The 26,041-nt window shown below is 42.6% G+C and carries 18 protein-coding genes, 31 tRNA genes and 6 rRNA genes; 53 read left to right on the plus strand and 2 right to left on the minus strand.

Annotated features, from left to right (window positions below):
• Window positions 1–281 precede the first annotated feature (281 nt).
• From G314FT_RS02670 to brnQ, 38 genes are all read left to right on the plus strand, one after another.
• A 16S ribosomal RNA gene (locus tag G314FT_RS02670) occupies window positions 282–1,839 on the plus strand.
• A gap of 228 nt (window positions 1,840–2,067) precedes the next feature.
• Window positions 2,068–4,979, plus strand: a 23S ribosomal RNA gene (locus G314FT_RS02675).
• A 79-nt stretch (window positions 4,980–5,058) separates the two neighbouring features.
• Window positions 5,059–5,174, plus strand: a 5S ribosomal RNA gene (rrf, locus tag G314FT_RS02680).
• 13 nt (window positions 5,175–5,187) lie between these two features.
• Window positions 5,188–5,260: transfer RNA gene (locus tag G314FT_RS02685), tRNA-Val, on the plus strand.
• Between the two features lie 9 nt (window positions 5,261–5,269).
• A tRNA-Lys gene (locus G314FT_RS02690) sits at window positions 5,270–5,342 on the plus strand.
• A gap of 69 nt (window positions 5,343–5,411) precedes the next feature.
• Window positions 5,412–5,484 (plus strand) — tRNA-Thr (locus G314FT_RS02695).
• 7 nt (window positions 5,485–5,491) lie between these two features.
• Window positions 5,492–5,563, plus strand: a tRNA-Gly gene (locus G314FT_RS02700).
• A gap of 14 nt (window positions 5,564–5,577) precedes the next feature.
• Window positions 5,578–5,663, plus strand: a tRNA-Leu gene (locus G314FT_RS02705).
• A 9-nt stretch (window positions 5,664–5,672) separates the two neighbouring features.
• Window positions 5,673–5,746, plus strand: a tRNA-Arg gene (locus tag G314FT_RS02710).
• A 12-nt stretch (window positions 5,747–5,758) separates the two neighbouring features.
• A tRNA-Pro gene (locus G314FT_RS02715) sits at window positions 5,759–5,832 on the plus strand.
• A gap of 234 nt (window positions 5,833–6,066) precedes the next feature.
• Window positions 6,067–7,624: ribosomal RNA gene (locus G314FT_RS02720) — 16S ribosomal RNA — on the plus strand.
• A 68-nt stretch (window positions 7,625–7,692) separates the two neighbouring features.
• Window positions 7,693–7,765: transfer RNA gene (locus G314FT_RS02725), tRNA-Ala, on the plus strand.
• Window positions 7,766–7,945: 180 nt separating this feature from the next.
• A 23S ribosomal RNA gene (locus G314FT_RS02730) occupies window positions 7,946–10,857 on the plus strand.
• A gap of 79 nt (window positions 10,858–10,936) precedes the next feature.
• Window positions 10,937–11,052, plus strand: a 5S ribosomal RNA gene (rrf, locus tag G314FT_RS02735).
• The 16S, 23S and 5S rRNA genes sit together here with 31 tRNA genes alongside, the layout of an rRNA operon.
• Before the next feature lie 13 nt (window positions 11,053–11,065).
• Window positions 11,066–11,138 (plus strand) — tRNA-Val (locus G314FT_RS02740).
• 9 nt (window positions 11,139–11,147) lie between these two features.
• Window positions 11,148–11,220 (plus strand) — tRNA-Lys (locus G314FT_RS02745).
• Between the two features lie 5 nt (window positions 11,221–11,225).
• A tRNA-Leu gene (locus G314FT_RS02750) sits at window positions 11,226–11,307 on the plus strand.
• Between the two features lie 9 nt (window positions 11,308–11,316).
• A tRNA-Thr gene (locus tag G314FT_RS02755) sits at window positions 11,317–11,389 on the plus strand.
• A gap of 7 nt (window positions 11,390–11,396) precedes the next feature.
• Window positions 11,397–11,468: transfer RNA gene (locus G314FT_RS02760), tRNA-Gly, on the plus strand.
• Between the two features lie 14 nt (window positions 11,469–11,482).
• Window positions 11,483–11,568: transfer RNA gene (locus G314FT_RS02765), tRNA-Leu, on the plus strand.
• Between the two features lie 9 nt (window positions 11,569–11,577).
• Window positions 11,578–11,651: transfer RNA gene (locus G314FT_RS02770), tRNA-Arg, on the plus strand.
• 35 nt (window positions 11,652–11,686) lie between these two features.
• Window positions 11,687–11,760 (plus strand) — tRNA-Met (locus G314FT_RS02775).
• 16 nt (window positions 11,761–11,776) lie between these two features.
• Window positions 11,777–11,850, plus strand: a tRNA-Ile gene (locus G314FT_RS02780).
• 20 nt (window positions 11,851–11,870) lie between these two features.
• Window positions 11,871–11,960: transfer RNA gene (locus G314FT_RS02785), tRNA-Ser, on the plus strand.
• 9 nt (window positions 11,961–11,969) lie between these two features.
• A tRNA-Met gene (locus G314FT_RS02790) sits at window positions 11,970–12,043 on the plus strand.
• A gap of 3 nt (window positions 12,044–12,046) precedes the next feature.
• Window positions 12,047–12,119, plus strand: a tRNA-Asp gene (locus G314FT_RS02795).
• A gap of 8 nt (window positions 12,120–12,127) precedes the next feature.
• Window positions 12,128–12,200: transfer RNA gene (locus tag G314FT_RS02800), tRNA-Phe, on the plus strand.
• A 9-nt stretch (window positions 12,201–12,209) separates the two neighbouring features.
• Window positions 12,210–12,280 (plus strand) — tRNA-Gly (locus G314FT_RS02805).
• 13 nt (window positions 12,281–12,293) lie between these two features.
• Window positions 12,294–12,367 (plus strand) — tRNA-Ile (locus tag G314FT_RS02810).
• Between the two features lie 21 nt (window positions 12,368–12,388).
• Window positions 12,389–12,460 (plus strand) — tRNA-Glu (locus G314FT_RS02815).
• A gap of 11 nt (window positions 12,461–12,471) precedes the next feature.
• Window positions 12,472–12,561: transfer RNA gene (locus G314FT_RS02820), tRNA-Ser, on the plus strand.
• A 9-nt stretch (window positions 12,562–12,570) separates the two neighbouring features.
• A tRNA-Met gene (locus G314FT_RS02825) sits at window positions 12,571–12,644 on the plus strand.
• A gap of 3 nt (window positions 12,645–12,647) precedes the next feature.
• Window positions 12,648–12,720: transfer RNA gene (locus G314FT_RS02830), tRNA-Asp, on the plus strand.
• A 14-nt stretch (window positions 12,721–12,734) separates the two neighbouring features.
• A tRNA-Gly gene (locus tag G314FT_RS02835) sits at window positions 12,735–12,805 on the plus strand.
• Window positions 12,806–12,818: 13 nt separating this feature from the next.
• Window positions 12,819–12,892 (plus strand) — tRNA-Ile (locus G314FT_RS02840).
• Window positions 12,893–12,909: 17 nt separating this feature from the next.
• A tRNA-Ser gene (locus G314FT_RS02845) sits at window positions 12,910–12,997 on the plus strand.
• Between the two features lie 15 nt (window positions 12,998–13,012).
• Window positions 13,013–13,084, plus strand: a tRNA-Glu gene (locus G314FT_RS02850).
• Between the two features lie 73 nt (window positions 13,085–13,157).
• Entirely contained in the window at window positions 13,158–14,507 is a 1,350-nt protein-coding gene (gene brnQ / locus G314FT_RS02855; RefSeq protein ID WP_257701970.1) for a branched-chain amino acid transport system II carrier protein, read from the plus strand.
• A gap of 18 nt (window positions 14,508–14,525) precedes the next feature.
• Here the strand turns inward: brnQ and gpmA are convergent, their stop codons facing one another.
• Both gpmA and rpiA read right to left on the minus strand, forming a co-directional pair.
• Window positions 14,526–15,212: a 2,3-diphosphoglycerate-dependent phosphoglycerate mutase gene (gene gpmA / locus G314FT_RS02860; protein WP_257701971.1), complete on the minus strand. Its 687-nt coding sequence runs from the start codon at window positions 15,210–15,212 to the stop codon at window positions 14,526–14,528.
• 32 nt (window positions 15,213–15,244) lie between these two features.
• Window positions 15,245–15,925: a ribose-5-phosphate isomerase RpiA gene (gene rpiA, locus G314FT_RS02865; RefSeq protein WP_257701972.1), complete on the minus strand. Its 681-nt coding sequence runs from the start codon at window positions 15,923–15,925 to the stop codon at window positions 15,245–15,247.
• Window positions 15,926–16,208: 283 nt separating this feature from the next.
• Between rpiA and rpsL the strand changes: the two genes are divergently transcribed.
• The 15 genes from rpsL (at window position 16,209) to rpsQ (ending at window position 26,000) form a co-directional block, all read left to right on the plus strand.
• The gene (rpsL, locus tag G314FT_RS02870; protein WP_071457771.1) at window positions 16,209–16,622 is read left to right on the plus strand and encodes a 30S ribosomal protein S12; all 414 of its coding nucleotides are present in this window, start codon (window positions 16,209–16,211) and stop codon (window positions 16,620–16,622) included.
• A gap of 41 nt (window positions 16,623–16,663) precedes the next feature.
• Entirely contained in the window at window positions 16,664–17,134 is a 471-nt protein-coding gene (gene rpsG / locus G314FT_RS02875; protein WP_071457770.1) for a 30S ribosomal protein S7, read from the plus strand.
• A 71-nt stretch (window positions 17,135–17,205) separates the two neighbouring features.
• Window positions 17,206–19,293, plus strand: a complete 2,088-nt coding sequence (gene fusA / locus G314FT_RS02880; RefSeq protein ID WP_257701973.1) for an elongation factor G — start codon at window positions 17,206–17,208, stop codon at window positions 19,291–19,293.
• 137 nt (window positions 19,294–19,430) lie between these two features.
• Window positions 19,431–20,618, plus strand: coding sequence for an elongation factor Tu (tuf, locus tag G314FT_RS02885; RefSeq protein WP_257701974.1), 1,188 nt, complete (start codon window positions 19,431–19,433; stop codon window positions 20,616–20,618).
• A 346-nt stretch (window positions 20,619–20,964) separates the two neighbouring features.
• Entirely contained in the window at window positions 20,965–21,273 is a 309-nt protein-coding gene (gene rpsJ, locus G314FT_RS02890) for a 30S ribosomal protein S10 (protein ID WP_071457767.1), read from the plus strand.
• A 24-nt stretch (window positions 21,274–21,297) separates the two neighbouring features.
• The gene (rplC, locus tag G314FT_RS02895) at window positions 21,298–21,933 is read left to right on the plus strand and encodes a 50S ribosomal protein L3 (protein WP_257701975.1); all 636 of its coding nucleotides are present in this window, start codon (window positions 21,298–21,300) and stop codon (window positions 21,931–21,933) included.
• Between the two features lie 23 nt (window positions 21,934–21,956).
• Window positions 21,957–22,580 (plus strand): 50S ribosomal protein L4, encoded by a 624-nt coding sequence (rplD, locus tag G314FT_RS02900; RefSeq protein ID WP_117973952.1) that lies wholly within the window; start codon window positions 21,957–21,959, stop codon window positions 22,578–22,580.
• Entirely contained in the window at window positions 22,580–22,867 is a 288-nt protein-coding gene (gene rplW / locus G314FT_RS02905) for a 50S ribosomal protein L23 (protein ID WP_117973950.1), read from the plus strand. Before rplD ends, rplW begins: the two co-directional genes overlap by 1 nt.
• A gap of 33 nt (window positions 22,868–22,900) precedes the next feature.
• The gene (gene rplB, locus G314FT_RS02910; protein WP_071457763.1) at window positions 22,901–23,734 is read left to right on the plus strand and encodes a 50S ribosomal protein L2; all 834 of its coding nucleotides are present in this window, start codon (window positions 22,901–22,903) and stop codon (window positions 23,732–23,734) included.
• Between the two features lie 39 nt (window positions 23,735–23,773).
• Window positions 23,774–24,052: a 30S ribosomal protein S19 gene (gene rpsS, locus G314FT_RS02915; protein WP_071457762.1), complete on the plus strand. Its 279-nt coding sequence runs from the start codon at window positions 23,774–23,776 to the stop codon at window positions 24,050–24,052.
• Between the two features lie 19 nt (window positions 24,053–24,071).
• Complete coding sequence (gene rplV / locus G314FT_RS02920; protein ID WP_071457761.1) at window positions 24,072–24,422, plus strand: 50S ribosomal protein L22; 351 nt, start codon at window positions 24,072–24,074, stop codon at window positions 24,420–24,422.
• Window positions 24,423–24,435: 13 nt separating this feature from the next.
• Entirely contained in the window at window positions 24,436–25,092 is a 657-nt protein-coding gene (gene rpsC, locus G314FT_RS02925; protein WP_117973948.1) for a 30S ribosomal protein S3, read from the plus strand.
• 2 nt (window positions 25,093–25,094) lie between these two features.
• Window positions 25,095–25,529, plus strand: a complete 435-nt coding sequence (rplP, locus tag G314FT_RS02930; RefSeq protein ID WP_257701976.1) for a 50S ribosomal protein L16 — start codon at window positions 25,095–25,097, stop codon at window positions 25,527–25,529.
• Window positions 25,519–25,710, plus strand: coding sequence for a 50S ribosomal protein L29 (rpmC, locus tag G314FT_RS02935; protein ID WP_071457758.1), 192 nt, complete (start codon window positions 25,519–25,521; stop codon window positions 25,708–25,710). The genes rplP and rpmC overlap by 11 nt, the downstream gene beginning before the upstream one ends.
• 23 nt (window positions 25,711–25,733) lie before the next feature.
• Window positions 25,734–26,000 (plus strand): 30S ribosomal protein S17, encoded by a 267-nt coding sequence (rpsQ, locus tag G314FT_RS02940; protein ID WP_117973944.1) that lies wholly within the window; start codon window positions 25,734–25,736, stop codon window positions 25,998–26,000.
• The last annotated feature ends 41 nt before the right edge of the window (window positions 26,001–26,041 follow it).

The following is a 26,041-nucleotide window of genomic DNA, read 5'->3' on the forward strand; positions in this document are numbered from 1 at the left end:
ACTAATTATATATTGATATGTTATCATCATTAAGTTGCGTCGGTAACAGAAAAAATATTATGAAAATAATTTTTAAAAAATGTTGACAAGTCGTTGTAAGCTTGTTATGATATAAAAGTTGTTACGGCAACAAAGTTTAGACCTTTGAAAACTGAACAAAGTAAGACGAACCAAATGTGTAGGGCGTTTCTACTATGTAGAAACAAACCATATTTAGTGAATACAATTCGCTAGCAAGTTTTAAAACAAATGAGCTAAACATCGTAAGATGTTATCAACTTTTTATTGAGAGTTTGATCCTGGCTCAGGACGAACGCTGGCGGCGTGCCTAATACATGCAAGTCGAACGCACTTCTTCTCACCGGAGCTTGCTCCACCGAGAAGAAGTGAGTGGCGGACGGGTGAGTAACACGTGGGCAACCTGCCCATCAGAGGGGGATAACACTTGGAAACAGGTGCTAATACCGCATAATTGCTTTTGCCGCATGGCAAAAGTATAAAAGACGCTTCGGTGTCACTGGTGGATGGGCCCGCGGTGCATTAGTTAGTTGGTGGGGTAACAGCCTACCAAGACCATGATGCATAGCCGACCTGAGAGGGTGATCGGCCACACTGGGACTGAGACACGGCCCAGACTCCTACGGGAGGCAGCAGTAGGGAATCTTCGGCAATGGACGAAAGTCTGACCGAGCAACGCCGCGTGAGTGAAGAAGGTTTTCGGATCGTAAAACTCTGTTGTTAGAGAAGAACAAGTGATAGAGTAACTGTTATCACCTTGACGGTATCTAACCAGAAAGCCACGGCTAACTACGTGCCAGCAGCCGCGGTAATACGTAGGTGGCAAGCGTTGTCCGGATTTATTGGGCGTAAAGCGAGCGCAGGCGGTCTTTTAAGTCTGATGTGAAAGCCCTCGGCTCAACCGAGGAAGGTCATTGGAAACTGGAGGACTTGAGTGCAGAAGAGGAGAGTGGAATTCCATGTGTAGCGGTGAAATGCGTAGATATATGGAGGAACACCAGTGGCGAAGGCGACTCTCTGGTCTGTAACTGACGCTGAGGCTCGAAAGCGTGGGGAGCAAACAGGATTAGATACCCTGGTAGTCCACGCCGTAAACGATGAGTGCTAAGTGTTGGAGGGTTTCCGCCCTTCAGTGCTGCAGTTAACGCATTAAGCACTCCGCCTGGGGAGTACGGCCGCAAGGCTGAAACTCAAAGGAATTGACGGGGGCCCGCACAAGCGGTGGAGCATGTGGTTTAATTCGAAGCAACGCGAAGAACCTTACCAGGTCTTGACATCCTTTGACCACTCTAGAGATAGAGCTTTCCCTTCGGGGACAAAGTGACAGGTGGTGCATGGTTGTCGTCAGCTCGTGTCGTGAGATGTTGGGTTAAGTCCCGCAACGAGCGCAACCCTTATTGTTAGTTGCCATCATTTAGTTGGGCACTCTAGCGAGACTGCCGGTGACAAACCGGAGGAAGGTGGGGATGACGTCAAATCATCATGCCCCTTATGACCTGGGCTACACACGTGCTACAATGGACAGTACAATGAGTTGCGAGACCGCGAGGTTTAGCTAATCTCTTAAAGCTGTTCTCAGTTCGGATTGTAGGCTGCAACTCGCCTACATGAAGCCGGAATCGCTAGTAATCGTGGATCAGCATGCCACGGTGAATACGTTCCCGGGCCTTGTACACACCGCCCGTCACACCACGAGAGTTTGTAACACCCAAAGTCGGTGAGGTAACCTTTTGGAGCCAGCCGCCTAAGGTGGGATAGATGATTGGGGTGAAGTCGTAACAAGGTAGCCGTATCGGAAGGTGCGGCTGGATCACCTCCTTTCTAAGGATAATTACGGAAAACACATTACGTTTTTACTTTGTTCAGTTTTGAGAGGTCTACTCTCAAATAGATTGTTCATTGAAAACTGGATAGTTGAAGTTAGACATCAACATAAACCGAGAACACCGCGTTGAACAGTTTCTTTTAAAGAACTGTGAAATGTATTAACTATTATCTATCGCTAGTTAATAGTTAATGAAAAAACAAGCTAACCGTAAGGTTAGAAAAGGTTAAGTGAATAAGGGCGCACGGTGGATGCCTTGGCACTAGAAGCCGATGAAGGACGGGACTAACACCGATATGCTTCGGGGAGCTGTAAGTAAGCTATGATCCGGAGATTTCCGAATGGGGGAACCCAGTATCTTTTATAGGATATTATCTAGTAGTGAATACATAGCTATTAGAAGGTAGACGCAGAGAACTGAAACATCTAAGTACCTGCAGGAAGAGAAAGAAAAATCGATTTCCTTAGTAGCGGCGAGCGAAACGGAAACAGCCCAAACCAATAAGCTTGCTTATTGGGGTTGTAGGACTCAGCTGTGGTAGCTGTTGTGGATAGTCGAATCGACCTGGAAAGGTCAGCCGTAGCGGGTAAAAGCCCCGTAGATGAAATTGACAACACACCTATGAGTATCCTGAGTACGGCGGAACACGAGAAATTCCGTCGGAATCCGGGAGGACCATCTCCCAAGGCTAAATACTCTCTAGTGACCGATAGTGAACCAGTACCGTGAGGGAAAGGTGAAAAGCACCCCGGAAGGGGAGTGAAATAGAACCTGAAACCGTGTGCCTACAAGAAGTTAGAGCCCGTTAATGGGTGATAGCGTGCCTTTTGCAGAATGAACCGGCGAGTTACGATAGCATGCGAGGTTAAGCTGAAGAAGCGGAGCCGTAGCGAAAGCGAGTCTGAATAGGGCGAATGAGTATGTTGTCGTAGACCCGAAACCATGTGACCTACCCATGTCCAGGTTGAAGGTGTGGTAAAACGCACTGGAGGACCGAACCCACGTACGTTGAAAAGTGCGGGGATGAGGTGTGGGTAGCGGAGAAATTCCAAACGAACTTGGAGATAGCTGGTTCTCTCCGAAATAGCTTTAGGGCTAGCCTCGGATTTGAGAATGATGGAGGTAGAGCACTGTTTGGACTAGGGGCCCGTCTTGGGTTACCGAATTCAGATAAACTCCGAATGCCATTCATTTATATCCGGGAGTCAGACAGTGAGTGATAAGATCCATTGTCGAAAGGGAAACAGCCCAGACCACCAGCTAAGGTCCCAAAATACATGTTAAGTGGAAAAGGATGTGAGGGTGCACAAACAACTAGGATGTTGGCTCAGAAGCAGCCACCATTTAAAGAGTGCGTAATAGCTCACTAGTCGAGTGCCCTTGCGCCGAAAATGTACCGGGGCTAAACATGTTACCGAAGCTGTGGATAGAACCTTTGGTTCTATGGTAGGAGAGCGTTCTAAGGGCGTTGAAGCTGGATCGTAAGGACTGGTGGAGCGCTTAGAAGTGAGAATGCCGGTATGAGTAGCGAAAGACAGGTGAGAATCCTGTCCACCGAATGACTAAGGTTTCCTGGGGAAGGCTCGTCCTCCCAGGGTTAGTCGGGACCTAAGCTGAGGCCGATAGGCGTAGGCGATGGACAACAGGTTGAGATTCCTGTACTCGTTTGTTTTGTTTGAACAATGGAGGGACACAGGAGGCTATGAGATCGTGCGACTGGAAGTGCACGTTCAAGCAACGAGTTTTGATAAGAGTCAAATGCTTTTATCTTTAAGAACAAGTTGTGATGAGTAGGGAAATAAAGTACCGAAGTCTCAATGTCACACTGTCAAGAAAAGCTTCTAGTTAGAAACAAATGACCCGTACCGCAAACCGACACAGGTAGTCGAGGAGAGAATCCTAAGGTGAGCGAGAGAACTCTCGTTAAGGAACTCGGCAAAATGACCCCGTAACTTCGGGAGAAGGGGTGCTGAACGCAAGTTCAGCCGCAGTGAATAGGCCCAAGCGACTGTTTATCAAAAACACAGGTCTCTGCAAAATCGAAAGATGACGTATAGGGGCTGACGCCTGCCCGGTGCTGGAAGGTTAAGAGGATGGGTTAGCAATAGCGAAGCTCAAAATTGAAGCCCCAGTAAACGGCGGCCGTAACTATAACGGTCCTAAGGTAGCGAAATTCCTTGTCGGGTAAGTTCCGACCCGCACGAAAGGCGTAACGATTTGGGCACTGTCTCAACGAGAGACTCGGTGAAATTTTAGTACCTGTGAAGATGCAGGTTACCCGCGACAGGACGGAAAGACCCCATGGAGCTTTACTGTAGTTTGATATTGAATGTTTGTGACACATGTACAGGATAGGTAGGAGCCGTAGAAATCGGAACGCTAGTTTCGATGGAGGCGCTGGTGGGATACTACCCTTGTGTTATGACCATTCTAACCCGCACCACTTATCGTGGTGGGAGACAGTGTCAGATGGACAGTTTGACTGGGGCGGTCGCCTCCCAAAAGGTAACGGAGGCGCCCAAAGGTTCCCTCAGAATGGTTGGAAATCATTCGTAGAGTGCAAAGGCAGAAGGGAGCTTGACTGCGAGAGTTACAACTCGAGCAGGGACGAAAGTCGGGCTTAGTGATCCGGTGGTTCCGCATGGAAGGGCCATCGCTCAACGGATAAAAGCTACCCTGGGGATAACAGGCTTATCTCCCCCAAGAGTTCACATCGACGGGGAGGTTTGGCACCTCGATGTCGGCTCGTCGCATCCTGGGGCTGTAGTCGGTCCCAAGGGTTGGGCTGTTCGCCCATTAAAGCGGCACGCGAGCTGGGTTCAGAACGTCGTGAGACAGTTCGGTCCCTATCCGTCGCGGGCGTTGGAAATTTGAGAGGAGCTGTCCTTAGTACGAGAGGACCGGGATGGACATACCTCTGGTGTACCAGTTGTTCTGCCAAGGGCATTGCTGGGTAGCTATGTATGGACGGGATAAACGCTGAAAGCATCTAAGCGTGAAGCCCCCCTCAAGATGAGATTTCCCATTCCTTTAAGGAAGTAAGACCCCTGAAAGATGATCAGGTAGATAGGCTAGAAGTGGAAGTACAGTGATGTATGGAGCGGACTAGTACTAATCGGTCGAGGACTTAACCAAGATAGCGGTGGACAATTATATTGATACTAACTTAACATCCAGTTTTGAGTGAATCATCACTCAATAAAAAACAGATAAGTGCGGTGACGATGGCAAGAAGGATACACCTGTAACCATGCCGAACACAGAAGTTAAGCTTCTTAGCGCCGAGGGTAGTGAAGGGTTTCCCTTTGTGAGAGTAGGACGTTGCCGTGCTTTTTGTATTGATGGAGGTTTAGCTCAGCTGGGAGAGCACCTGCCTTACAAGCAGGGGGTCAGCGGTTCGATCCCGTTAACCTCCATACATTTTTGACTCGTTAGCTCAGTTGGTAGAGCATCTGACTTTTAATCAGAGGGTCACTGGTTCGAGCCCAGTACGGGTCATTACTATATTAAGCCATAATACGAAAATTAGTCTTTTTTTATTGTTTAAAATTCGTATTGATAGAACATGCCGGCTTAGCTCAGTTGGTAGAGCATCTGATTTGTAATCAGAGGGTCGAGGGTTCAAGTCCTTTAGCCGGCATCTATAAGCGGAAGTAGTTCAGTGGTAGAACATCACCTTGCCAAGGTGGGGGTCGCGGGTTCGAACCCCGTCTTCCGCTTTTTATAAGTTCTAGCCGGGGTGGCGGAACTGGCAGACGCACAGGACTTAAAATCCTGCGGTGAGTGATCACCGTACCGGTTCGATTCCGGTCCTCGGCATCATTAATAGCGCCCATAGCTCAACTGGATAGAGTGTCTGACTACGGATCAGAAGGTTAGGGGTTCGACTCCTCTTGGGCGCGTTTAATTTAATACGGGAAGTAGCTCAGCTTGGTAGAGCACTTGGTTTGGGACCAAGGGGTCGCAGGTTCGAATCCTGTCTTCCCGATTTTGAGATTTTTCTCAAAAAAAATTAAAAAAGTGTTGACAATAAGATAACAACTTGTTATGATATAAAAGTTGTTACGGCAACAAAGTTTAGACCTTTGAAAACTGAACAAAGTAAGACGAACCAAATGTGTAGGGCGTTTCTACTATGTAGAAACAAACCATATTTAGTGAATACAATTCGCTAGCAAGTTTTAAAACAAATGAGCTAAACATCGTAAGATGTTATCAACTTTTTATTGAGAGTTTGATCCTGGCTCAGGACGAACGCTGGCGGCGTGCCTAATACATGCAAGTCGAACGCACTTCTTCTCACCGGAGCTTGCTCCACCGAGAAGAAGTGAGTGGCGGACGGGTGAGTAACACGTGGGCAACCTGCCCATCAGAGGGGGATAACACTTGGAAACAGGTGCTAATACCGCATAATTGCTTTTGCCGCATGGCAAAAGTATAAAAGACGCTTCGGTGTCACTGGTGGATGGGCCCGCGGTGCATTAGTTAGTTGGTGGGGTAACAGCCTACCAAGACCATGATGCATAGCCGACCTGAGAGGGTGATCGGCCACACTGGGACTGAGACACGGCCCAGACTCCTACGGGAGGCAGCAGTAGGGAATCTTCGGCAATGGACGAAAGTCTGACCGAGCAACGCCGCGTGAGTGAAGAAGGTTTTCGGATCGTAAAACTCTGTTGTTAGAGAAGAACAAGTGATAGAGTAACTGTTATCACCTTGACGGTATCTAACCAGAAAGCCACGGCTAACTACGTGCCAGCAGCCGCGGTAATACGTAGGTGGCAAGCGTTGTCCGGATTTATTGGGCGTAAAGCGAGCGCAGGCGGTCTTTTAAGTCTGATGTGAAAGCCCTCGGCTCAACCGAGGAAGGTCATTGGAAACTGGAGGACTTGAGTGCAGAAGAGGAGAGTGGAATTCCATGTGTAGCGGTGAAATGCGTAGATATATGGAGGAACACCAGTGGCGAAGGCGACTCTCTGGTCTGTAACTGACGCTGAGGCTCGAAAGCGTGGGGAGCAAACAGGATTAGATACCCTGGTAGTCCACGCCGTAAACGATGAGTGCTAAGTGTTGGAGGGTTTCCGCCCTTCAGTGCTGCAGTTAACGCATTAAGCACTCCGCCTGGGGAGTACGGCCGCAAGGCTGAAACTCAAAGGAATTGACGGGGGCCCGCACAAGCGGTGGAGCATGTGGTTTAATTCGAAGCAACGCGAAGAACCTTACCAGGTCTTGACATCCTTTGACCACTCTAGAGATAGAGCTTTCCCTTCGGGGACAAAGTGACAGGTGGTGCATGGTTGTCGTCAGCTCGTGTCGTGAGATGTTGGGTTAAGTCCCGCAACGAGCGCAACCCTTATTGTTAGTTGCCATCATTTAGTTGGGCACTCTAGCGAGACTGCCGGTGACAAACCGGAGGAAGGTGGGGATGACGTCAAATCATCATGCCCCTTATGACCTGGGCTACACACGTGCTACAATGGACAGTACAATGAGTTGCGAGACCGCGAGGTTTAGCTAATCTCTTAAAGCTGTTCTCAGTTCGGATTGTAGGCTGCAACTCGCCTACATGAAGCCGGAATCGCTAGTAATCGTGGATCAGCATGCCACGGTGAATACGTTCCCGGGCCTTGTACACACCGCCCGTCACACCACGAGAGTTTGTAACACCCAAAGTCGGTGAGGTAACCTTTTGGAGCCAGCCGCCTAAGGTGGGATAGATGATTGGGGTGAAGTCGTAACAAGGTAGCCGTATCGGAAGGTGCGGCTGGATCACCTCCTTTCTAAGGATAATTACGGAAAACACATTACGTTTTTACTTTGTTCAGTTTTGAGAGGTTTACTCTTAATAGGGGCCTTAGCTCAGCTGGGAGAGCGCCTGCCTTGCACGCAGGAGGTCAGCGGTTCGATCCCGCTAGGCTCCATTGATGAGAAATCATCATATAGATTGTTCATTGAAAACTGGATAGTTGAAGTTAGACATCAACATAAACCGAGAACACCGCGTTGAACAGTTTCTTTTAAAGAACTGTGAAATGTATTAACTATTATCTATCGCTAGTTAATAGTTAATGAAAAAACAAGCTAACCGTAAGGTTAGAAAAGGTTAAGTGAATAAGGGCGCACGGTGGATGCCTTGGCACTAGAAGCCGATGAAGGACGGGACTAACACCGATATGCTTCGGGGAGCTGTAAGTAAGCTATGATCCGGAGATTTCCGAATGGGGGAACCCAGTATCTTTTATAGGATATTATCTAGTAGTGAATACATAGCTATTAGAAGGTAGACGCAGAGAACTGAAACATCTAAGTACCTGCAGGAAGAGAAAGAAAAATCGATTTCCTTAGTAGCGGCGAGCGAAACGGAAACAGCCCAAACCAATAAGCTTGCTTATTGGGGTTGTAGGACTCAGCTGTGGTAGCTGTTGTGGATAGTCGAATCGACCTGGAAAGGTCAGCCGTAGCGGGTAAAAGCCCCGTAGATGAAATTGACAACACACCTATGAGTATCCTGAGTACGGCGGAACACGAGAAATTCCGTCGGAATCCGGGAGGACCATCTCCCAAGGCTAAATACTCTCTAGTGACCGATAGTGAACCAGTACCGTGAGGGAAAGGTGAAAAGCACCCCGGAAGGGGAGTGAAATAGAACCTGAAACCGTGTGCCTACAAGAAGTTAGAGCCCGTTAATGGGTGATAGCGTGCCTTTTGCAGAATGAACCGGCGAGTTACGATAGCATGCGAGGTTAAGCTGAAGAAGCGGAGCCGTAGCGAAAGCGAGTCTGAATAGGGCGAATGAGTATGTTGTCGTAGACCCGAAACCATGTGACCTACCCATGTCCAGGTTGAAGGTGTGGTAAAACGCACTGGAGGACCGAACCCACGTACGTTGAAAAGTGCGGGGATGAGGTGTGGGTAGCGGAGAAATTCCAAACGAACTTGGAGATAGCTGGTTCTCTCCGAAATAGCTTTAGGGCTAGCCTCGGATTTGAGAATGATGGAGGTAGAGCACTGTTTGGACTAGGGGCCCGTCTTGGGTTACCGAATTCAGATAAACTCCGAATGCCATTCATTTATATCCGGGAGTCAGACAGTGAGTGATAAGATCCATTGTCGAAAGGGAAACAGCCCAGACCACCAGCTAAGGTCCCAAAATACATGTTAAGTGGAAAAGGATGTGAGGGTGCACAAACAACTAGGATGTTGGCTCAGAAGCAGCCACCATTTAAAGAGTGCGTAATAGCTCACTAGTCGAGTGCCCTTGCGCCGAAAATGTACCGGGGCTAAACATGTTACCGAAGCTGTGGATAGAACCTTTGGTTCTATGGTAGGAGAGCGTTCTAAGGGCGTTGAAGCTGGATCGTAAGGACTGGTGGAGCGCTTAGAAGTGAGAATGCCGGTATGAGTAGCGAAAGACAGGTGAGAATCCTGTCCACCGAATGACTAAGGTTTCCTGGGGAAGGCTCGTCCTCCCAGGGTTAGTCGGGACCTAAGCTGAGGCCGATAGGCGTAGGCGATGGACAACAGGTTGAGATTCCTGTACTCGTTTGTTTTGTTTGAACAATGGAGGGACACAGGAGGCTATGAGATCGTGCGACTGGAAGTGCACGTTCAAGCAACGAGTTTTGATAAGAGTCAAATGCTTTTATCTTTAAGAACAAGTTGTGATGAGTAGGGAAATAAAGTACCGAAGTCTCAATGTCACACTGTCAAGAAAAGCTTCTAGTTAGAAACAAATGACCCGTACCGCAAACCGACACAGGTAGTCGAGGAGAGAATCCTAAGGTGAGCGAGAGAACTCTCGTTAAGGAACTCGGCAAAATGACCCCGTAACTTCGGGAGAAGGGGTGCTGAACGCAAGTTCAGCCGCAGTGAATAGGCCCAAGCGACTGTTTATCAAAAACACAGGTCTCTGCAAAATCGAAAGATGACGTATAGGGGCTGACGCCTGCCCGGTGCTGGAAGGTTAAGAGGATGGGTTAGCAATAGCGAAGCTCAAAATTGAAGCCCCAGTAAACGGCGGCCGTAACTATAACGGTCCTAAGGTAGCGAAATTCCTTGTCGGGTAAGTTCCGACCCGCACGAAAGGCGTAACGATTTGGGCACTGTCTCAACGAGAGACTCGGTGAAATTTTAGTACCTGTGAAGATGCAGGTTACCCGCGACAGGACGGAAAGACCCCATGGAGCTTTACTGTAGTTTGATATTGAATGTTTGTGACACATGTACAGGATAGGTAGGAGCCGTAGAAATCGGAACGCTAGTTTCGATGGAGGCGCTGGTGGGATACTACCCTTGTGTTATGACCATTCTAACCCGCACCACTTATCGTGGTGGGAGACAGTGTCAGATGGACAGTTTGACTGGGGCGGTCGCCTCCCAAAAGGTAACGGAGGCGCCCAAAGGTTCCCTCAGAATGGTTGGAAATCATTCGTAGAGTGCAAAGGCAGAAGGGAGCTTGACTGCGAGAGTTACAACTCGAGCAGGGACGAAAGTCGGGCTTAGTGATCCGGTGGTTCCGCATGGAAGGGCCATCGCTCAACGGATAAAAGCTACCCTGGGGATAACAGGCTTATCTCCCCCAAGAGTTCACATCGACGGGGAGGTTTGGCACCTCGATGTCGGCTCGTCGCATCCTGGGGCTGTAGTCGGTCCCAAGGGTTGGGCTGTTCGCCCATTAAAGCGGCACGCGAGCTGGGTTCAGAACGTCGTGAGACAGTTCGGTCCCTATCCGTCGCGGGCGTTGGAAATTTGAGAGGAGCTGTCCTTAGTACGAGAGGACCGGGATGGACATACCTCTGGTGTACCAGTTGTTCTGCCAAGGGCATTGCTGGGTAGCTATGTATGGACGGGATAAACGCTGAAAGCATCTAAGCGTGAAGCCCCCCTCAAGATGAGATTTCCCATTCCTTTAAGGAAGTAAGACCCCTGAAAGATGATCAGGTAGATAGGCTAGAAGTGGAAGTACAGTGATGTATGGAGCGGACTAGTACTAATCGGTCGAGGACTTAACCAAGATAGCGGTGGACAATTATATTGATACTAACTTAACATCCAGTTTTGAGTGAATCATCACTCAATAAAAAACAGATAAGTGCGGTGACGATGGCAAGAAGGATACACCTGTAACCATGCCGAACACAGAAGTTAAGCTTCTTAGCGCCGAGGGTAGTGAAGGGTTTCCCTTTGTGAGAGTAGGACGTTGCCGTGCTTTTTGTATTGATGGAGGTTTAGCTCAGCTGGGAGAGCACCTGCCTTACAAGCAGGGGGTCAGCGGTTCGATCCCGTTAACCTCCATACATTTTTGACTCGTTAGCTCAGTTGGTAGAGCATCTGACTTTTAATCAGAGGGTCACTGGTTCGAGCCCAGTACGGGTCATATATGCGGGTGTGGCGGAATTGGCAGACGCACTAGATTTAGGATCTAGCGCTTAACGGCGTGGGGGTTCAAGTCCCTTCACCCGCATTTATATTTGCCGGCTTAGCTCAGTTGGTAGAGCATCTGATTTGTAATCAGAGGGTCGAGGGTTCAAGTCCTTTAGCCGGCATCTATAAGCGGAAGTAGTTCAGTGGTAGAACATCACCTTGCCAAGGTGGGGGTCGCGGGTTCGAACCCCGTCTTCCGCTTTTTATAAGTTCTAGCCGGGGTGGCGGAACTGGCAGACGCACAGGACTTAAAATCCTGCGGTGAGTGATCACCGTACCGGTTCGATTCCGGTCCTCGGCATCATTAATAGCGCCCATAGCTCAACTGGATAGAGTGTCTGACTACGGATCAGAAGGTTAGGGGTTCGACTCCTCTTGGGCGCGTTACAATACTTATATTTTATAGTAATTGTTCATTTCGCGGTGTAGCTCAGCTGGCTAGAGCGTCCGGTTCATACCCGGGAGGTCGGGGGTTCGATCCCCTCCGCCGCGATAATTCTACGACCTTTGGACCTTTAGCTCAGTTGGTTAGAGCTCCCGGCTCATAACCGGGCGGTCGTAGGTTCGAGTCCTACAAGGTCCATTGAAATTTATTTTTATTATGGAGGATTACCCAAGTCCGGCTGAAGGGAACGGTCTTGAAAACCGTCAGGTGTGTAAAAGCACGCAAGGGTTCGAATCCCTTATCCTCCTTATTAATATCGCGGAGTGGAGCAGTTAGGTAGCTCGTCGGGCTCATAACCCGAAGGTCACAGGTTCAAATCCTGTCTCCGCAATTAGGTTCCGTGGTGTAGGGGTTAACATGCCTGCCTGTCACGCAGGAGATCGCGGGTTCGATTCCCGTCGGGACCGTATTTAATGGCGCAGTAGCTCAGTTGGTAGAGCAACGGATTGAAGCTCCGTGTGTCGGCAGTTCGATTCTGTCTTGCGCCATTTATATTAGCGGGTGTAGTTTAGTGGTAAAACTACAGCCTTCCAAGCTGTTGTCGCGAGTTCGATTCTCGTCACCCGCTTTAGAATTAAATAGGGCCTATAGCTCAGCTGGTTAGAGCGCACGCCTGATAAGCGTGAGGTCGATGGTTCGAGTCCATTTAGGCCCATTAGTTTTAAATAGTAGTTCTGGCCCGTTGGTCAAGCGGTTAAGACACCGCCCTTTCACGGCGGTAACACGGGTTCGATTCCCGTACGGGTCATATTTTATTATGGAGGATTACCCAAGTCCGGCTGAAGGGAACGGTCTTGAAAACCGTCAGGTGTGTAAAAGCACGCAAGGGTTCGAATCCCTTATCCTCCTTATTAATATCGCGGAGTGGAGCAGTTAGGTAGCTCGTCGGGCTCATAACCCGAAGGTCACAGGTTCAAATCCTGTCTCCGCAATTAGGTTCCGTGGTGTAGGGGTTAACATGCCTGCCTGTCACGCAGGAGATCGCGGGTTCGATTCCCGTCGGGACCGTTGTTTTATATTAGGCGGGTGTAGTTTAGTGGTAAAACTACAGCCTTCCAAGCTGTTGTCGCGAGTTCGATTCTCGTCACCCGCTTTAGAATTAAATAGGGCCTATAGCTCAGCTGGTTAGAGCGCACGCCTGATAAGCGTGAGGTCGATGGTTCGAGTCCATTTAGGCCCATTAGTTTTAAATTTTTTGGAGAAGTACTCAAGTGGCTGAAGAGGTGCCCCTGCTAAGGGTATAGGTCGGGTAACTGGCGCGAGGGTTCAAATCCCTCCTTCTCCATAGCTTTTTTTATTAGGCCCGTTGGTCAAGCGGTTAAGACACCGCCCTTTCACGGCGGTAACACGGGTTCGAGTCCCGTACGGGTCATAAACTTGAAATTGTACATACAATTTCAAGTTTTTTTTTATACAAAAATAGGAGGGAAAGGAAATTAAGGTATATGAAAGAAAAGTTATCATATAAAGAAAAGTTATATATTGGAATGATGGTATTTGGATTATTTTTTGGAGCGGGTAATTTAATTTTTCCAATTCAAATGGGCCAAGAAGCAGGCCAAAATGTATTATTAGCAAATAATGGATTTTTATTATCAGCGATAGGGATTCCCTTTCTAGCTATTGTATCTTTTGGCGCAACTGGAACGAATAAAGTATTTGAGTTAGCAAGTAAAGTTTCTTCAACTTTTGCTTATTTTTTTACTATTGTTTTATATTTAATTATAGGTCCTATCTTTGCAATGCCGAGATTAGCGACAACTTCGTATGAAATGTCTTTTGCTCATTTTATACCAGAAGATAAATCAACGTTACCTCTTCTTATTTTTAGTATTGTATTTTTTTCATTTGTTTTATTATTTTCGTTTAAACCAAGTAAAATTTTAGATTATATTGGAAAGTATTTAACGCCATTATTTTTAATTTTATTAAGTTGTCTCATTTTAGTAAGTTTTATAAAACCTATGGGCTCGATAGAAAATGCTTCCGTGCAAGCTTCATATCAATCTACTCCTTTTATAAAAGGTTTTTTAGGCGGATATAATACATTAGATGCTTTGGCAGGATTAGCATTTGGGGCTATTATTATTGAAAGTGTTAAAGGATTTGGGATTCAAAAAAAATCAAGAATTGCAATTGAAACAATGAAATCTGGAGTTTTTGGTATTGTCCTTATGGGTGTTATTTATACATTGTTATCAATTATGGGAGCGATGAGTTTAGGGACTTTATCATTAAATAAAAATGGCGGTGTAACATTGTCCCAATTAGCTGATTATTATTTAGGTGTACCTGGTAATATTTTGTTAGGTTTAATCGTGATTGTAGCCTGTTTAAAAACGGCTATTGGGTTAGCAACTTCATTTGGTAAAGCTTATTCAGAAATGTTTTCTGAAAAACATTATTTATCATTTGTATTAGGATGTTTATTTGTCGCTTTGATGATTTCTAATGTAGGACTAAATGCGATTATCACAGCATCTATTCCTGTGTTAATGTTTATTTATCCTTTAGCAATGGTTTTAATTTTATTATCATTGTTAAGTAAGTGGACAGATAATATTAGAAATTGTTATAAAATAGTGATAGGATTTACGGTTATCTCATCTGTTTTAGATGCAATTCGGGCACTGCCGGAATGGATGCAGCAACATAGTTTGATTTCATCTATTTTGAGTTTTTCTGAACAATCTATTCCGTTCTTTAGTAGTGGTTTAAGTTGGATTATTTTTGCATTTGTTGGACTGATTATTTCGTTACTATTTAATATTAAAAGAAACCCATCAAGCGTCTAAGCTAGATGGGTTTTTGGTTTATAAATAATATTTTTTAGCGACACTTAAGTCATCGTTCAATTCATAAACTAAAGGTTGACCGGTTGGGATTTCTAGAGCCATGATATCGTCATCAGAAATATTTTCAATGTGTTTTGCTAAAGCGCGTAGTGAGTTACCATGTGCGGCAACTAATACGACATCATCTTTCAATAATGATGGAGCAATATGATCATTCCAAAAAGGTAAGGCACGTTCAAGTGTTACTTTTAAATTTTCTCCTTCTGGAATTGCTCGTTTATCTAAGTAACGATATTTTGGATCGTGTGTGGATGATTCAGGACTACTTGGGTCAAGTAATGGAGGTAGTGTGTCATATGAGCGTCTCCACAATTGAACTTGATCTGCCCCATATTTTTCAGCCGTTTCAGTCTTGTTTAATCCTTGTAATGCCCCATAGTGACGCTCATTTAAACGCCAAGATTTAAATTCAGGTGTTGAGAGTTGATCTGATTCTTCTAGAACATAATGAGATGTTTTAATAGCCCGTTTTAAGTATGATGTATACGCAACATCAAATAAAATGCCAGCTTCTTTTATTTTTCTACCAGCTTCTTGAGCTTCTTTTACTCCTTGCTCACTTAGATCAACATCTACCCATCCAGTAAATAAGTTAAGAGAGTTCCATACGCTTTGTCCATGTCGAATAAAAACTAATGTTTTCATCTGATTCATCTACCCTTCGTATATATAAGTTATCATCTAGAAACGTCGATTGTTTTAACCCCATCATTTTGTGTACCAATAATTACTCGGTTCACCATATTTAAGAATAAGCCATGCTCAACAACACCAACTTGAGTATCTAGCCAAGCAGCTAATTCTATAGGATTCTCAATTTTTTCTAGGTGTAAGTCTATAATATAATTTTTACTGTCTGTTAGCAAAGGATTACCATCGTTAGTTAGACGTAAAATTGGATTTAACTTATTTTCATTAAATACTTTAAATAGTTGAGCACTTCCATAAGGAATCACTTCAATAGGAAGTGGAAAAGCGCCTAAGTGTTTCACCATTTTTGATTCATCAACTATCCAAATAATTTCTTTTGAATAAGTTCCGACAATTTTTTCAAATAGAAGGGCAGCACCTCCACCTTTTATTCCTTGGAAGTCATCAGAGATTTCATCAGCACCATCAATCGTTAAATCAACGTAGTCTACTTCATCGATACTTTTTAAAGGGATATCTAAAGCTAAAGCTTGTACTTGTGTTGCTTTGGATGTGGTTACCCCAGTAATATTTAATCCTTCTTCCTTTACGCGACGTCCAATTTCTTCTACCATATAGTAAGCTGTTGACCCTGTACCAAGACCTACAATCATACCATCTTTTACATAATTTGCTGATTCAATGCCAACTAATTTTTTAAGATTCATAATAAAAAAATTCCTCCTAGTATTCTATAAATTTATTGTAAGCATTATCTTAAAAAAAAGATACACTAAAAAATTAAATTTTATAAATTAAAGTATTGACGTTTATTAATAGAGTGTGTTACTATTACAAAGGTGCTTGAGAACAAGTCTTTTTAAATGTATCGACTGTATTAAAGCCTATTTTACGATGCAGGATTTCTTGCATTAATTTTTTTAAATTTGAAAAAGAACCACCTGGATGTGTGGCTCTAGAAAAGCTCTATAAGGAAGGAGGAACTTTATCATGCCTACAATTAATCAATTGGTACGTAAATCTCGTAAATCAAAAACAACTAAATCTGGCTCACCTGCTTTAGGTAAAAGCTATAATAGTTTCAAAAAATCTCAAACTAACGTGAACTCTCCACAAAAACGTGGTGTTTGTACACGTGTGGGTACGATGACACCGAAAAAACCTAACTCTGCGTTACGTAAATATGCCCGTGTTCGTTTGTCAAACTTAATTGAAGTGACAGCTTACATTCCAGGTATTGGACATAACTTGCAAGAACATAGTGTGGTTTTAATCCGTGGAGGTCGTGTAAAAGATTTACCAGGGGTTCGTTATCATATCGTGCGTGGTGCTTTAGATACTGCTGGTGTTACTGATCGTAAACAAAGCCGTTCTAAATATGGTACTAAAAAACCTAAAAAATAATTAAACTGATTAAATAAAATTTTTGGAAGGAGGAGTTACACATGCCAAGAAAAGGTCCTGTTGCAAAACGTGATGTATTACCAGATCCGATTTATAACTCAAAATTAGTGACTCGTTTAATCAACCGCGTAATGGTTGACGGTAAGCGTGGTGTTGCTTCTAGCATTATTTATGATGCATTTGATATTATTAAAGAATCTACAGGGAATGATCCATTAGAAGTTTTCGAACAAGCAATGGAAAATGTTATGCCTGTTCTTGAAGTTAAAGCTCGCCGTGTTGGTGGTTCTAACTATCAAGTACCAGTTGAAGTTCGTCCAGAACGTCGTTCAACTTTAGGATTACGTTGGATTGTTAACTATTCACGTCTACGTGGAGAGCACACAATGGAACAACGTTTAGCAAAAGAAATTATGGATGCAGCTAATAACACTGGTTCTTCAGTTAAAAAACGTGAAGACGTGCATAAAATGGCTGAAGCCAACAGAGCGTTTGCTCACTATCGTTGGTAAGATCCTCTTTTTAAAACGAAGAGAATACAGTTGTATTTAAATCAATCAAGTTTGAGAGGAGTTAGAATAGAATGGCAAGAGAGTTTTCATTAGAAAAAACTCGTAATATCGGAATTATGGCCCATGTTGATGCTGGTAAAACAACAACAACAGAGCGTATCCTTTATTATACTGGTAAAATCCATAAATTAGGTGAAACCCATGAGGGAGCTTCACAAATGGACTGGATGGAACAAGAGCAAGAACGTGGTATTACGATTACATCTGCGGCAACGACTGCACAATGGAAAGGTTACCGTGTAAACATCATTGACACTCCTGGACACGTGGACTTCACAATTGAAGTTCAACGTTCACTACGTGTATTAGATGGTGCTGTTACCGTACTTGACTCACAATCAGGTGTTGAGCCTCAAACAGAAACTGTTTGGAGACAAGCAACTGAATATAAAGTACCTCGTATTGTATTTTGTAATAAAATGGATAAAACTGGTGCAGATTTCTTGTACTCAGTTAAAACTATCCATGATCGCTTACAAGCAAATGCTCACCCAATTCAATTACCAATTGGTTCAGAAGATAACTTCACTGGAATTATCGACTTAATCAAAATGAAAGCTGAAATCTATACAAATGACTTAGGAACAGATATTCAAGAATCAGATATTCCTGAAGAATATGTAGATATGGCTAATGAATGGCGTGAAAAATTAGTTGAAGCTGTTGCTGAAACTGATGAAGAATTAATGATGAAATATTTAGAAGGTGAAGAAATCACTGAAGAAGAATTAAAACAAGGGATTCGTCGTGCGACAATCAATGTTGAGTTCTTCCCTGTATTAGCTGGTTCTGCCTTTAAAAATAAAGGTGTCCAATTAATGTTAGATGCTGTTTTAGATTATTTACCTGCTCCAACTGATGTTGAAGCAATTAAAGGTATTGATACTAAAACTGATGAAGAAACTGTACGTCCATCTACTGATGACGCACCATTTGCTTCATTGGCATTTAAAGTTATGACCGACCCATTCGTTGGTCGTCTAACATTCTTCCGTGTATATTCAGGTACATTGGATAGTGGATCATACGTTTTAAATGCGTCTAAAGACAAAAAAGAACGTATTGGTCGTATTCTACAAATGCATGCCAATTCACGTCAAGAAATCAGTACAGTTTACGCAGGAGATATCGCAGCAGCTGTTGGGTTGAAAGACACAACAACTGGAGATACATTATGTGCATTAGATGCACCTGTTGTTCTTGAATCAATTGAGTTCCCAGAACCAGTTATCCAAGTAGCGGTAGAACCTAAATCTAAAGCCGACCAAGATAAAATGGGTATTGCTTTACAAAAACTTGCTGAAGAAGATCCGTCATTCCGTGTTGAAACAAACGTTGAAACGGGTGAAACTGTTATCTCAGGTATGGGTGAGTTACACTTAGACGTTTTAGTAGACCGTATGAGACGTGAATTCAAAGTAGATGCGAACGTAGGAGCTCCTCAAGTTTCTTATCGTGAAACATTTAGAGCACCTATGACTCAAGCGGAAGGTAAATTTGTTCGTCAGTCTGGTGGTAAAGGTCAATACGGTCACGTATGGATTGAATTCACACCAAACGAAGAAGGAAAAGGTTTCGAGTTTGAAAATGCTATCGTTGGTGGTGTAGTTCCTCGTGAATACATCCCAGCTGTTGAAAAAGGATTGGCAGATTCTATGGCTAATGGTGTTCTTGCTGGATATCCATTAGTGGACATTAAAGCTAAATTATATGATGGTTCTTACCATGATGTTGACTCAAATGAGACAGCATTCCGTGTTGCGGCATCTATGGCTTTACGTGCAGCGGCTAAGAAAGCACAACCAGCAATTCTTGAACCAATGATGAAAGTAACGATTACTGTTCCAGAAGATAACTTAGGTGATATCATGGGACACGTTACAAGTCGTCGTGGACGCGTTGAAGGTATGGAAGCACATGGTAATTCACAAATTGTTAACGCAATGATTCCACTTGCTGAAATGTTTGGATACGCAACAACATTACGTTCTTCAACTCAAGGACGTGGTACATTCATGATGGTATTTGACCACTATGAAGATGTACCTAAATCAATTCAAGAAGAAATTATTAAGAAAAATGGTGGATCTCAAGATTAGTTATTTTGACTAGGATTTTTTCTGAATTTCATGTAGAATGATGATGAATGAGGGCAAGAATCTCATTAATTGATTTTCTTCCTTCATCATTATAATATAAATAAATAACTTTTAAATTTTAGGAGGATATATACAAAATGGCAAAAGAAAAATTTGACCGTTCGAAAGCCCATGTAAACATTGGTACAATCGGACACGTTGACCACGGTAAAACAACTTTATCTGCAGCAATCGCAACAGTTTTAGCTAAACACAATGGTGGAGAAGCTTATGACTATGCTGCAATTGATAACGCTCCAGAAGAAAAAGAACGTGGAATTACAATTTCTACTTCTCATATTGAATATGAAACTGATACTCGTCACTACGCACACGTTGACTGCCCAGGACATGCTGACTACGTTAAAAACATGATTACTGGTGCTGCTCAAATGGACGGTGCGATCTTAGTAGTATCTGCTGCTGATGGTCCAATGCCTCAAACTCGTGAGCACATTCTTTTATCTCGTAACGTTGGTGTTCCATACATCGTTGTTTTCTTAAACAAAATGGATATGGTTGATGACGAAGAATTATTAGAATTAGTAGAAATGGAAGTTCGTGACTTATTAACTGAATATGACTTCCCAGGAGATGATACTCCAATCGTTGCTGGTTCAGCATTAAAAGCTTTAGAAGGCGACCCTGCTTATGAAGAAAAAATCTTAGAATTAATGGCTGCTGTTGATGAATATATTCCAACACCAGAACGTGATACTGACAAACCATTCATGATGCCAGTTGAGGACGTATTCTCAATTACTGGTCGTGGTACTGTTGCTACTGGTCGTGTTGAACGTGGACAAGTTCGCGTTGGTGACGAAGTAGAATTAGTAGGTATCGCTGAAGAAACTGCTAAAACAACTGTAACAGGTGTTGAAATGTTCCGTAAATTATTAGATTACGCTGAAGCTGGAGATAACATTGGTGCTTTATTACGTGGGGTAGCTCGTGAAGATATCCAACGTGGACAAGTATTAGCAGCTCCAGGAACAATCACTCCACATACTAAATTTAAAGCTGAAGTTTACGTTTTATCTAAAGAAGAAGGTGGACGTCATACTCCATTCTTTACAAACTACCGTCCTCAGTTCTACTTCCGTACAACTGACGTAACTGGTGTATGTAACTTACCAGAAGGTACTGAAATGGTAATGCCTGGTGATAACGTAGCTATGGACGTTGAATTAATTCACCCAATCGCAATTGAAGACGGAACTCGTTTCTCAATTCGTGAAGGTGGACGTACTGTTGGTTCAGGCGTTGTAACTGAAATCGTAGGTTAATTTTTTAATCTATTCAAATAAAGCATTGTTGTGTAAGGACGTAAGGTTGAAAACATTTGTTTTCAACCTTTTTTTATGTAATAAAATAGAATTTAAAGCATAAAATAAAAAAATATCTAATAAGATGAAAATAAAAATAATTAAATGTAAAAAAGGGTTGCTAATAACATTCTTTTTTAGTATAATTCTAGAGGTGCTGATAAAAAAGTGTATTAGTACCTCGTATGAAAATACGGAGGCGTTGAATCGAGAGGTTGCGACACGCCAGGAAGCATTGCCATGGTGGCGTGTTGGATATTTTCGAGGAGCTATGTCTACTTTTAAAATAGGCGAAGGAGGGAACAAAATGGCAAAACAAAAAATTCGTATCCGTTTAAAAGCGTATGAACATCGTGTATTAGATCAGTCTGCAGAAAAAATTGTAGAAACAGCAAAAAGAACAGGTGCTGAGGTTTCTGGACCAATTCCATTACCAACTGACCGTTCAGTTTATACAGTAATTCGTGCGACACATAAATACAAAGATTCACGTGAACAATTCGAAATGCGTACTCACAAACGTTTAATTGATATTGTGAGCCCAACACCAAAAACAGTTGACGCTTTAATGAAGCTAGACTTGCCAAGTGGTGTAAATATTGAAATTAAATTATAATAACAAAAAGATGGAGGTGTACTCATGACCAAAGGAATCTTAGGTAAAAAAGTAGGTATGACACAAATATTTACAGAAAACGGCGAATTAATTCCCGTAACAGTAATCGAAGCAACTCCAAACGTTGTTTTACAAGTTAAAACTGTTGAAACTGATGGATACGAAGCTATCCAAGTTGGTTTCCAAGATAAACGTGATATTTTGTCAAACAAACCTGCTAAGGGTCATGTTGCAAAAGCAAATACGACTCCTAAGCGCTTCATTAGAGAATTCAATGATGTTGAGCTGGGAGAATATGAAGTAGGTAAAGAAATCACTGTTGATGTTTTCCAAGTAGGAGACATTGTTGATGTCACAGGTACAACTAAAGGACACGGCTTCCAAGGTGCTATTAAGCGTCATGGACAATCTCGTGGACCAATGGCACATGGTTCTAGATATCATCGTCGTCCTGGTTCAATGGGTGGAGCGTCTGATCCATCACGTGTATTTAAAGGCAAAAAACTTGCTGGACGTATGGGTGGAGATCGTGTTACAGTTCAAAACCTTGAAATCGTAAGAGTAGATGCAGATAAAAATGTTATTTTAGTAAAAGGTAATGTACCTGGTGCTAAAAAATCATTAATTGAAATAAAAACAGCTGTTAAGGCTGCTAAATAATTGTGGGAGAGGAGGAACTAAGAATGACATCTGTAGCATTATTTAAACAAGATGGAACTCAAAATGGCGAAATTGAATTAAATGAAGCTATTTTTGGTATCGAGCCAAACGAAAGTGTTGTCTACGATGCAATTATCATGCAACGTGCTTCTTTAAGACAAGGAACTCACGCTGTTAAAAACCGTAGCGCTGTACGCGGTGGTGGTCGTAAACCATGGCGTCAAAAAGGAACAGGTCGTGCGCGTCAAGGATCTATCCGCTCACCACAATGGCGTGGAGGTGGAGTTGTCTTTGGACCAACACCACGTTCTTACAGCTACAAATTACCTAAAAAAGTTCGTCGTTTAGCAATTAAATCTGTTTTATCAGAAAAAGTTGCTGAAAACAAACTAGTTGTTGTTGAAGGATTGGCTTTCGACGCACCAAAAACAAAAGAATTTAAACAAGTTTTAGCAAACTTAAGTGTTGACACTAAAGTTTTAGTAGTACTAGAAGGTGGCAATGATTTTGCTGCTTTATCAGGACGTAACTTACCAAACGTTTCTATTGTAGAATCAAATAACGTAAGCGTACTTGACGTAGTTGCTGCTGACAAACTATTAGTAACTAAAACTGCTCTAACTCAAATAGAGGAGGTGCTTGCATAATGGAATTAATCGACGTAATTAAACGTCCAGTTATTACAGAAATGTCTGTAGCAGCTATGGACGAAAAAAAATACACGTTTGAAGTTGACGTAAGAGCCAACAAAACATTAGTTAAGCAAGCTGTAGAATCAGTTTTCGACGTTAAAGTTAAAAAAGTTAACATCATGAACGTAAAACCTAAACTTAAAAGAATGGGTAAACATGCTGGTTATACTAAAAAACGCCGTAAAGCAATTGTACAACTAACAGAAGATTCAAAAGAAATTCAAATTTTTGATGCTGAATAATTACAGCATCAACTAAAGTAGGAGGGAAATCACGTGGCGATTAAAAAGTATAAACCTACCACAAATGGTCGTCGTAACATGACTGGTTCTGATTTTGCTGAAATCACAACATCTAAACCAGAAAAAACGTTATTACAACCATTAAGTAAAAACGCTGGACGTAACAACCAAGGTAAAATTACTGTACGTCATCAAGCTGGTGGACACAAACGCCAATATCGTTTAATTGACTTTAAACGTAATAAAGATAATGTGGTTGGTACTGTAAAAACAGTTGAGTATGATCCAAACAGATCTGCTAACATTGCATTAATCCATTACACTGATGGTGTGAAGGCATATATCTTAGCACCAAAAGGCATCCAAGTAGGTGCACAAATTTCTTCAGGTCCAGATGCGGATATCAAAGTAGGAAATGCTCTACCATTGAATAATATCCCAGTTGGTACTGTTATCCATAACATTGAGTTAAAACCTGGTAAAGGTGGACAATTAATTCGTTCAGCTGGTACTAGCGCTCAAGTTTTAGGTAAAGAAGGTAAATATGTATTAGTTCGTTTGAATTCAGGAGAAGTTCGTATGATTTTAGGAACTTGTCGTGCAACAATCGGTACTGTAGGTAACGAACAACACGAATTAATTAACATCGGTAAAGCTGGTCGTAATCGCTGGTTAGGTAAACGTCCTACTGTACGTGGTAGCGTAATGAACCCTAATGATCACCCACACGGTGGTGGTGAAGGTAAAGCACCTATCGGACGTCCATCTCCAATGAGTCCATGGGGCAAACCAACACTTGGATACAAAACACGTAGCAAAAAAGCTAAATCAGATAAACTTATTGTACGTCGTCGTAAAACTAAATAATTTGATAGCTAATATGAAATATGTGAGAGGAGGTTCACCATGGGTCGTAGCTTAAAAAAAGGACCTTTTGTCGATGAACACTTAATGAAAAAAGTGGAAGCACAAAAAGATCAACCGAAAAAGAAAGTAATTAAAACTTGGTCACGTCGTTCTACAATTTTTCCAAACTTTATAGGATATACTATCGCAGTATATGATGGAAGAAAACATGTCCCTGTTTACATTCAAGAAGACATGGTAGGCCATAAACTAGGTGAATTCGCACCAACAAGAACTTATCGCGGACACGCTGCTGACGATAAAAAAACAAATCGCTAATTGAGGGGAGGACACGAATATGTCAGAAGAAAGAATTACTTCAGCTAAAGCAACTGCTAAAACAATTCGCACTTCACCTCGTAAGACAAGACTTGTTGTTGACCTAATCAGAGGAAAACAAGTAGGGGAAGCAATTTCAATCTTGAAATTCTCACCTAACAAAGCAGCAGGTATTGTTGAAAAAGTGCTTATGTCAGCTATTGCTAACGCAGAAAACAACTTTGATTTAGATGTTGAAGATTTAGTAGTATCAGAAGTATTTGTAAATGAAGGACCAACAATGAAACGCTTCCGTCCTCGTGCAAAAGGATCTGCTTCACCTATCAACAAAAGAACAAGTCATATTACAGTAGTAGTATCAGAAAAATAAGGAGGGACAACCAGTGGGTCAAAAAATTAATCCAATTGGAATGCGTGTCGGCGTCATTCGTGACTGGGATGCGAAATGGTATGCAGAAAAAGAATACGCTGAATACCTACATGAAGATTTGAAGATTCGTAAATTCATTTCGACTAGATTGGCTGATGCTTCTGTTTCAACCGTTGAAATCGAACGTGCTGCAAATCGCGTGAACGTTTCAATTCATACTGCTAAACCTGGTATGGTTATTGGTAAAGGTGGATCTGAAGTTGAAGCTTTACGTAAAGAATTAAATAAATTAACTGGTAAACGAGTTCACATTAACATCGTTGAAATCAAAAAACCAGATTTAGATGCTAAATTAGTAGCAGAAGGAATTGCACGTCAATTAGAAAATCGTGTAGCATTCCGTCGTGCTCAAAAACAAGCTATCCAACGTACAATGAGATCAGGTGCTCAAGGTATCAAAACTCTTGTATCTGGACGTTTAAATGGTGCTGACATGGCACGTTCTGAAGGTTATTCTGAAGGAACTGTTCCATTGCACACATTAAGAGCAGATATTGATTATGCTTGGGAAGAAGCAGATACAACATACGGAAAACTAGGAGTTAAAGTGTGGATTTATCGTGGAGAAATTCTTCCTGAAAAGAAAAACACTGAGAAAGGAGGGAAATAATCATGTTAGTACCTAAACGTGTAAAACACCGTCGTGAATTTAGAGGTAAAATGCGTGGTGAAGCTAAAGGTGGAAAAGAAATCGCATTTGGTGAATATGGCTTACAAGCTATAGATTCTCATTGGATTACTAACCGTCAAATTGAAGCTGCCCGTATCGCAATGACTCGTCACATGAAACGTGGTGGGAAAGTATGGATTAAAATTTTCCCTCACAAGTCATATACATCAAAAGCAATTGGTGTTCGTATGGGTTCTGGTAAAGGGGCTCCTGAAGGCTGGGTTTCACCAGTAAAACGTGGAAAAATCTTGTTTGAAGTTGCTGGCGTTCCAGAAGATGTAGCTCGTGAAGCATTAAGACTTGCTTCTAACAAGTTACCTATTAAAACAAAAATTGTAAAACGTGAAGAAATGGGTGGTGAATCGAATGAAGGTTAAAGATATCAGAGAGTTAACCACTACCGAAATGATCGCTAAAGAGAAAGAGTATAAAGAAGAACTTTTCAACTTACGTTTCCAATTAGCAACAGGTCAATTAGAAAACACAGCGCGAATTTCAGAAGTTCGTAAATCGATTGCACGCATCAAAACAGTTTTGCGTGAAGAAGCTGCTAAGTAATAGTGGAAGGAGGCCATTGATAGATGACTCAAGAAAGAAATGAACGTAAAGTCTACACTGGACGCGTAGTTTCCGATAAAATGGATAAAACTATCGTTGTTGTAGTAGAAACAAAGAAAACTCATAAGATTTATGGTAAGAGAGTTAAATACTCTAAAAAATATAAAGCTCATGATGAAAACAATGTAGCAAAAACGGGAGACATCGTTAAAATTATGGAAACTCGTCCATTATCTGCGACAAAACGCTTCCGTTTAGTAGAAGTTGTAGAAGAAGCAGTAATTATTTAATTCGAATTTTCCTATAGAGAAACCTGAAAGTTTGAAAGGAG

This window comes from Vagococcus luciliae (assembly GCF_024637875.1).
GTDB lineage: Bacteria > Bacillota > Bacilli > Lactobacillales > Vagococcaceae > Vagococcus > Vagococcus luciliae.

What these genes read in the sequence shown, in the direction of transcription:
- brnQ (WP_257701970.1), top strand. Translation starts at nt 13,158, where the DNA reads ATGAAAGAAAAGTTATCATATAAAGAAAAGTTATATATTGGAATGATG.
- gpmA (WP_257701971.1), bottom strand. Translation starts at nt 15,212, where the DNA reads ATGAAAACATTAGTTTTTATTCGACATGGACAAAGCGTATGGAACTCT.
- rpiA (WP_257701972.1), bottom strand. Translation starts at nt 15,925, where the DNA reads ATGAATCTTAAAAAATTAGTTGGCATTGAATCAGCAAATTATGTAAAA.
- rpsL (WP_071457771.1), top strand. Translation starts at nt 16,209, where the DNA reads ATGCCTACAATTAATCAATTGGTACGTAAATCTCGTAAATCAAAAACA.
- rpsG (WP_071457770.1), top strand. Translation starts at nt 16,664, where the DNA reads ATGCCAAGAAAAGGTCCTGTTGCAAAACGTGATGTATTACCAGATCCG.
- fusA (WP_257701973.1), top strand. Translation starts at nt 17,206, where the DNA reads ATGGCAAGAGAGTTTTCATTAGAAAAAACTCGTAATATCGGAATTATG.
- tuf (WP_257701974.1), top strand. Translation starts at nt 19,431, where the DNA reads ATGGCAAAAGAAAAATTTGACCGTTCGAAAGCCCATGTAAACATTGGT.
- rpsJ (WP_071457767.1), top strand. Translation starts at nt 20,965, where the DNA reads ATGGCAAAACAAAAAATTCGTATCCGTTTAAAAGCGTATGAACATCGT.
- rplC (WP_257701975.1), top strand. Translation starts at nt 21,298, where the DNA reads ATGACCAAAGGAATCTTAGGTAAAAAAGTAGGTATGACACAAATATTT.
- rplD (WP_117973952.1), top strand. Translation starts at nt 21,957, where the DNA reads ATGACATCTGTAGCATTATTTAAACAAGATGGAACTCAAAATGGCGAA.
- rplW (WP_117973950.1), top strand. Translation starts at nt 22,580, where the DNA reads ATGGAATTAATCGACGTAATTAAACGTCCAGTTATTACAGAAATGTCT.
- rpsS (WP_071457762.1), top strand. Translation starts at nt 23,774, where the DNA reads ATGGGTCGTAGCTTAAAAAAAGGACCTTTTGTCGATGAACACTTAATG.
- rplV (WP_071457761.1), top strand. Translation starts at nt 24,072, where the DNA reads ATGTCAGAAGAAAGAATTACTTCAGCTAAAGCAACTGCTAAAACAATT.
- rplP (WP_257701976.1), top strand. Translation starts at nt 25,095, where the DNA reads ATGTTAGTACCTAAACGTGTAAAACACCGTCGTGAATTTAGAGGTAAA.
- rpmC (WP_071457758.1), top strand. Translation starts at nt 25,519, where the DNA reads ATGAAGGTTAAAGATATCAGAGAGTTAACCACTACCGAAATGATCGCT.
- rpsQ (WP_117973944.1), top strand. Translation starts at nt 25,734, where the DNA reads ATGACTCAAGAAAGAAATGAACGTAAAGTCTACACTGGACGCGTAGTT.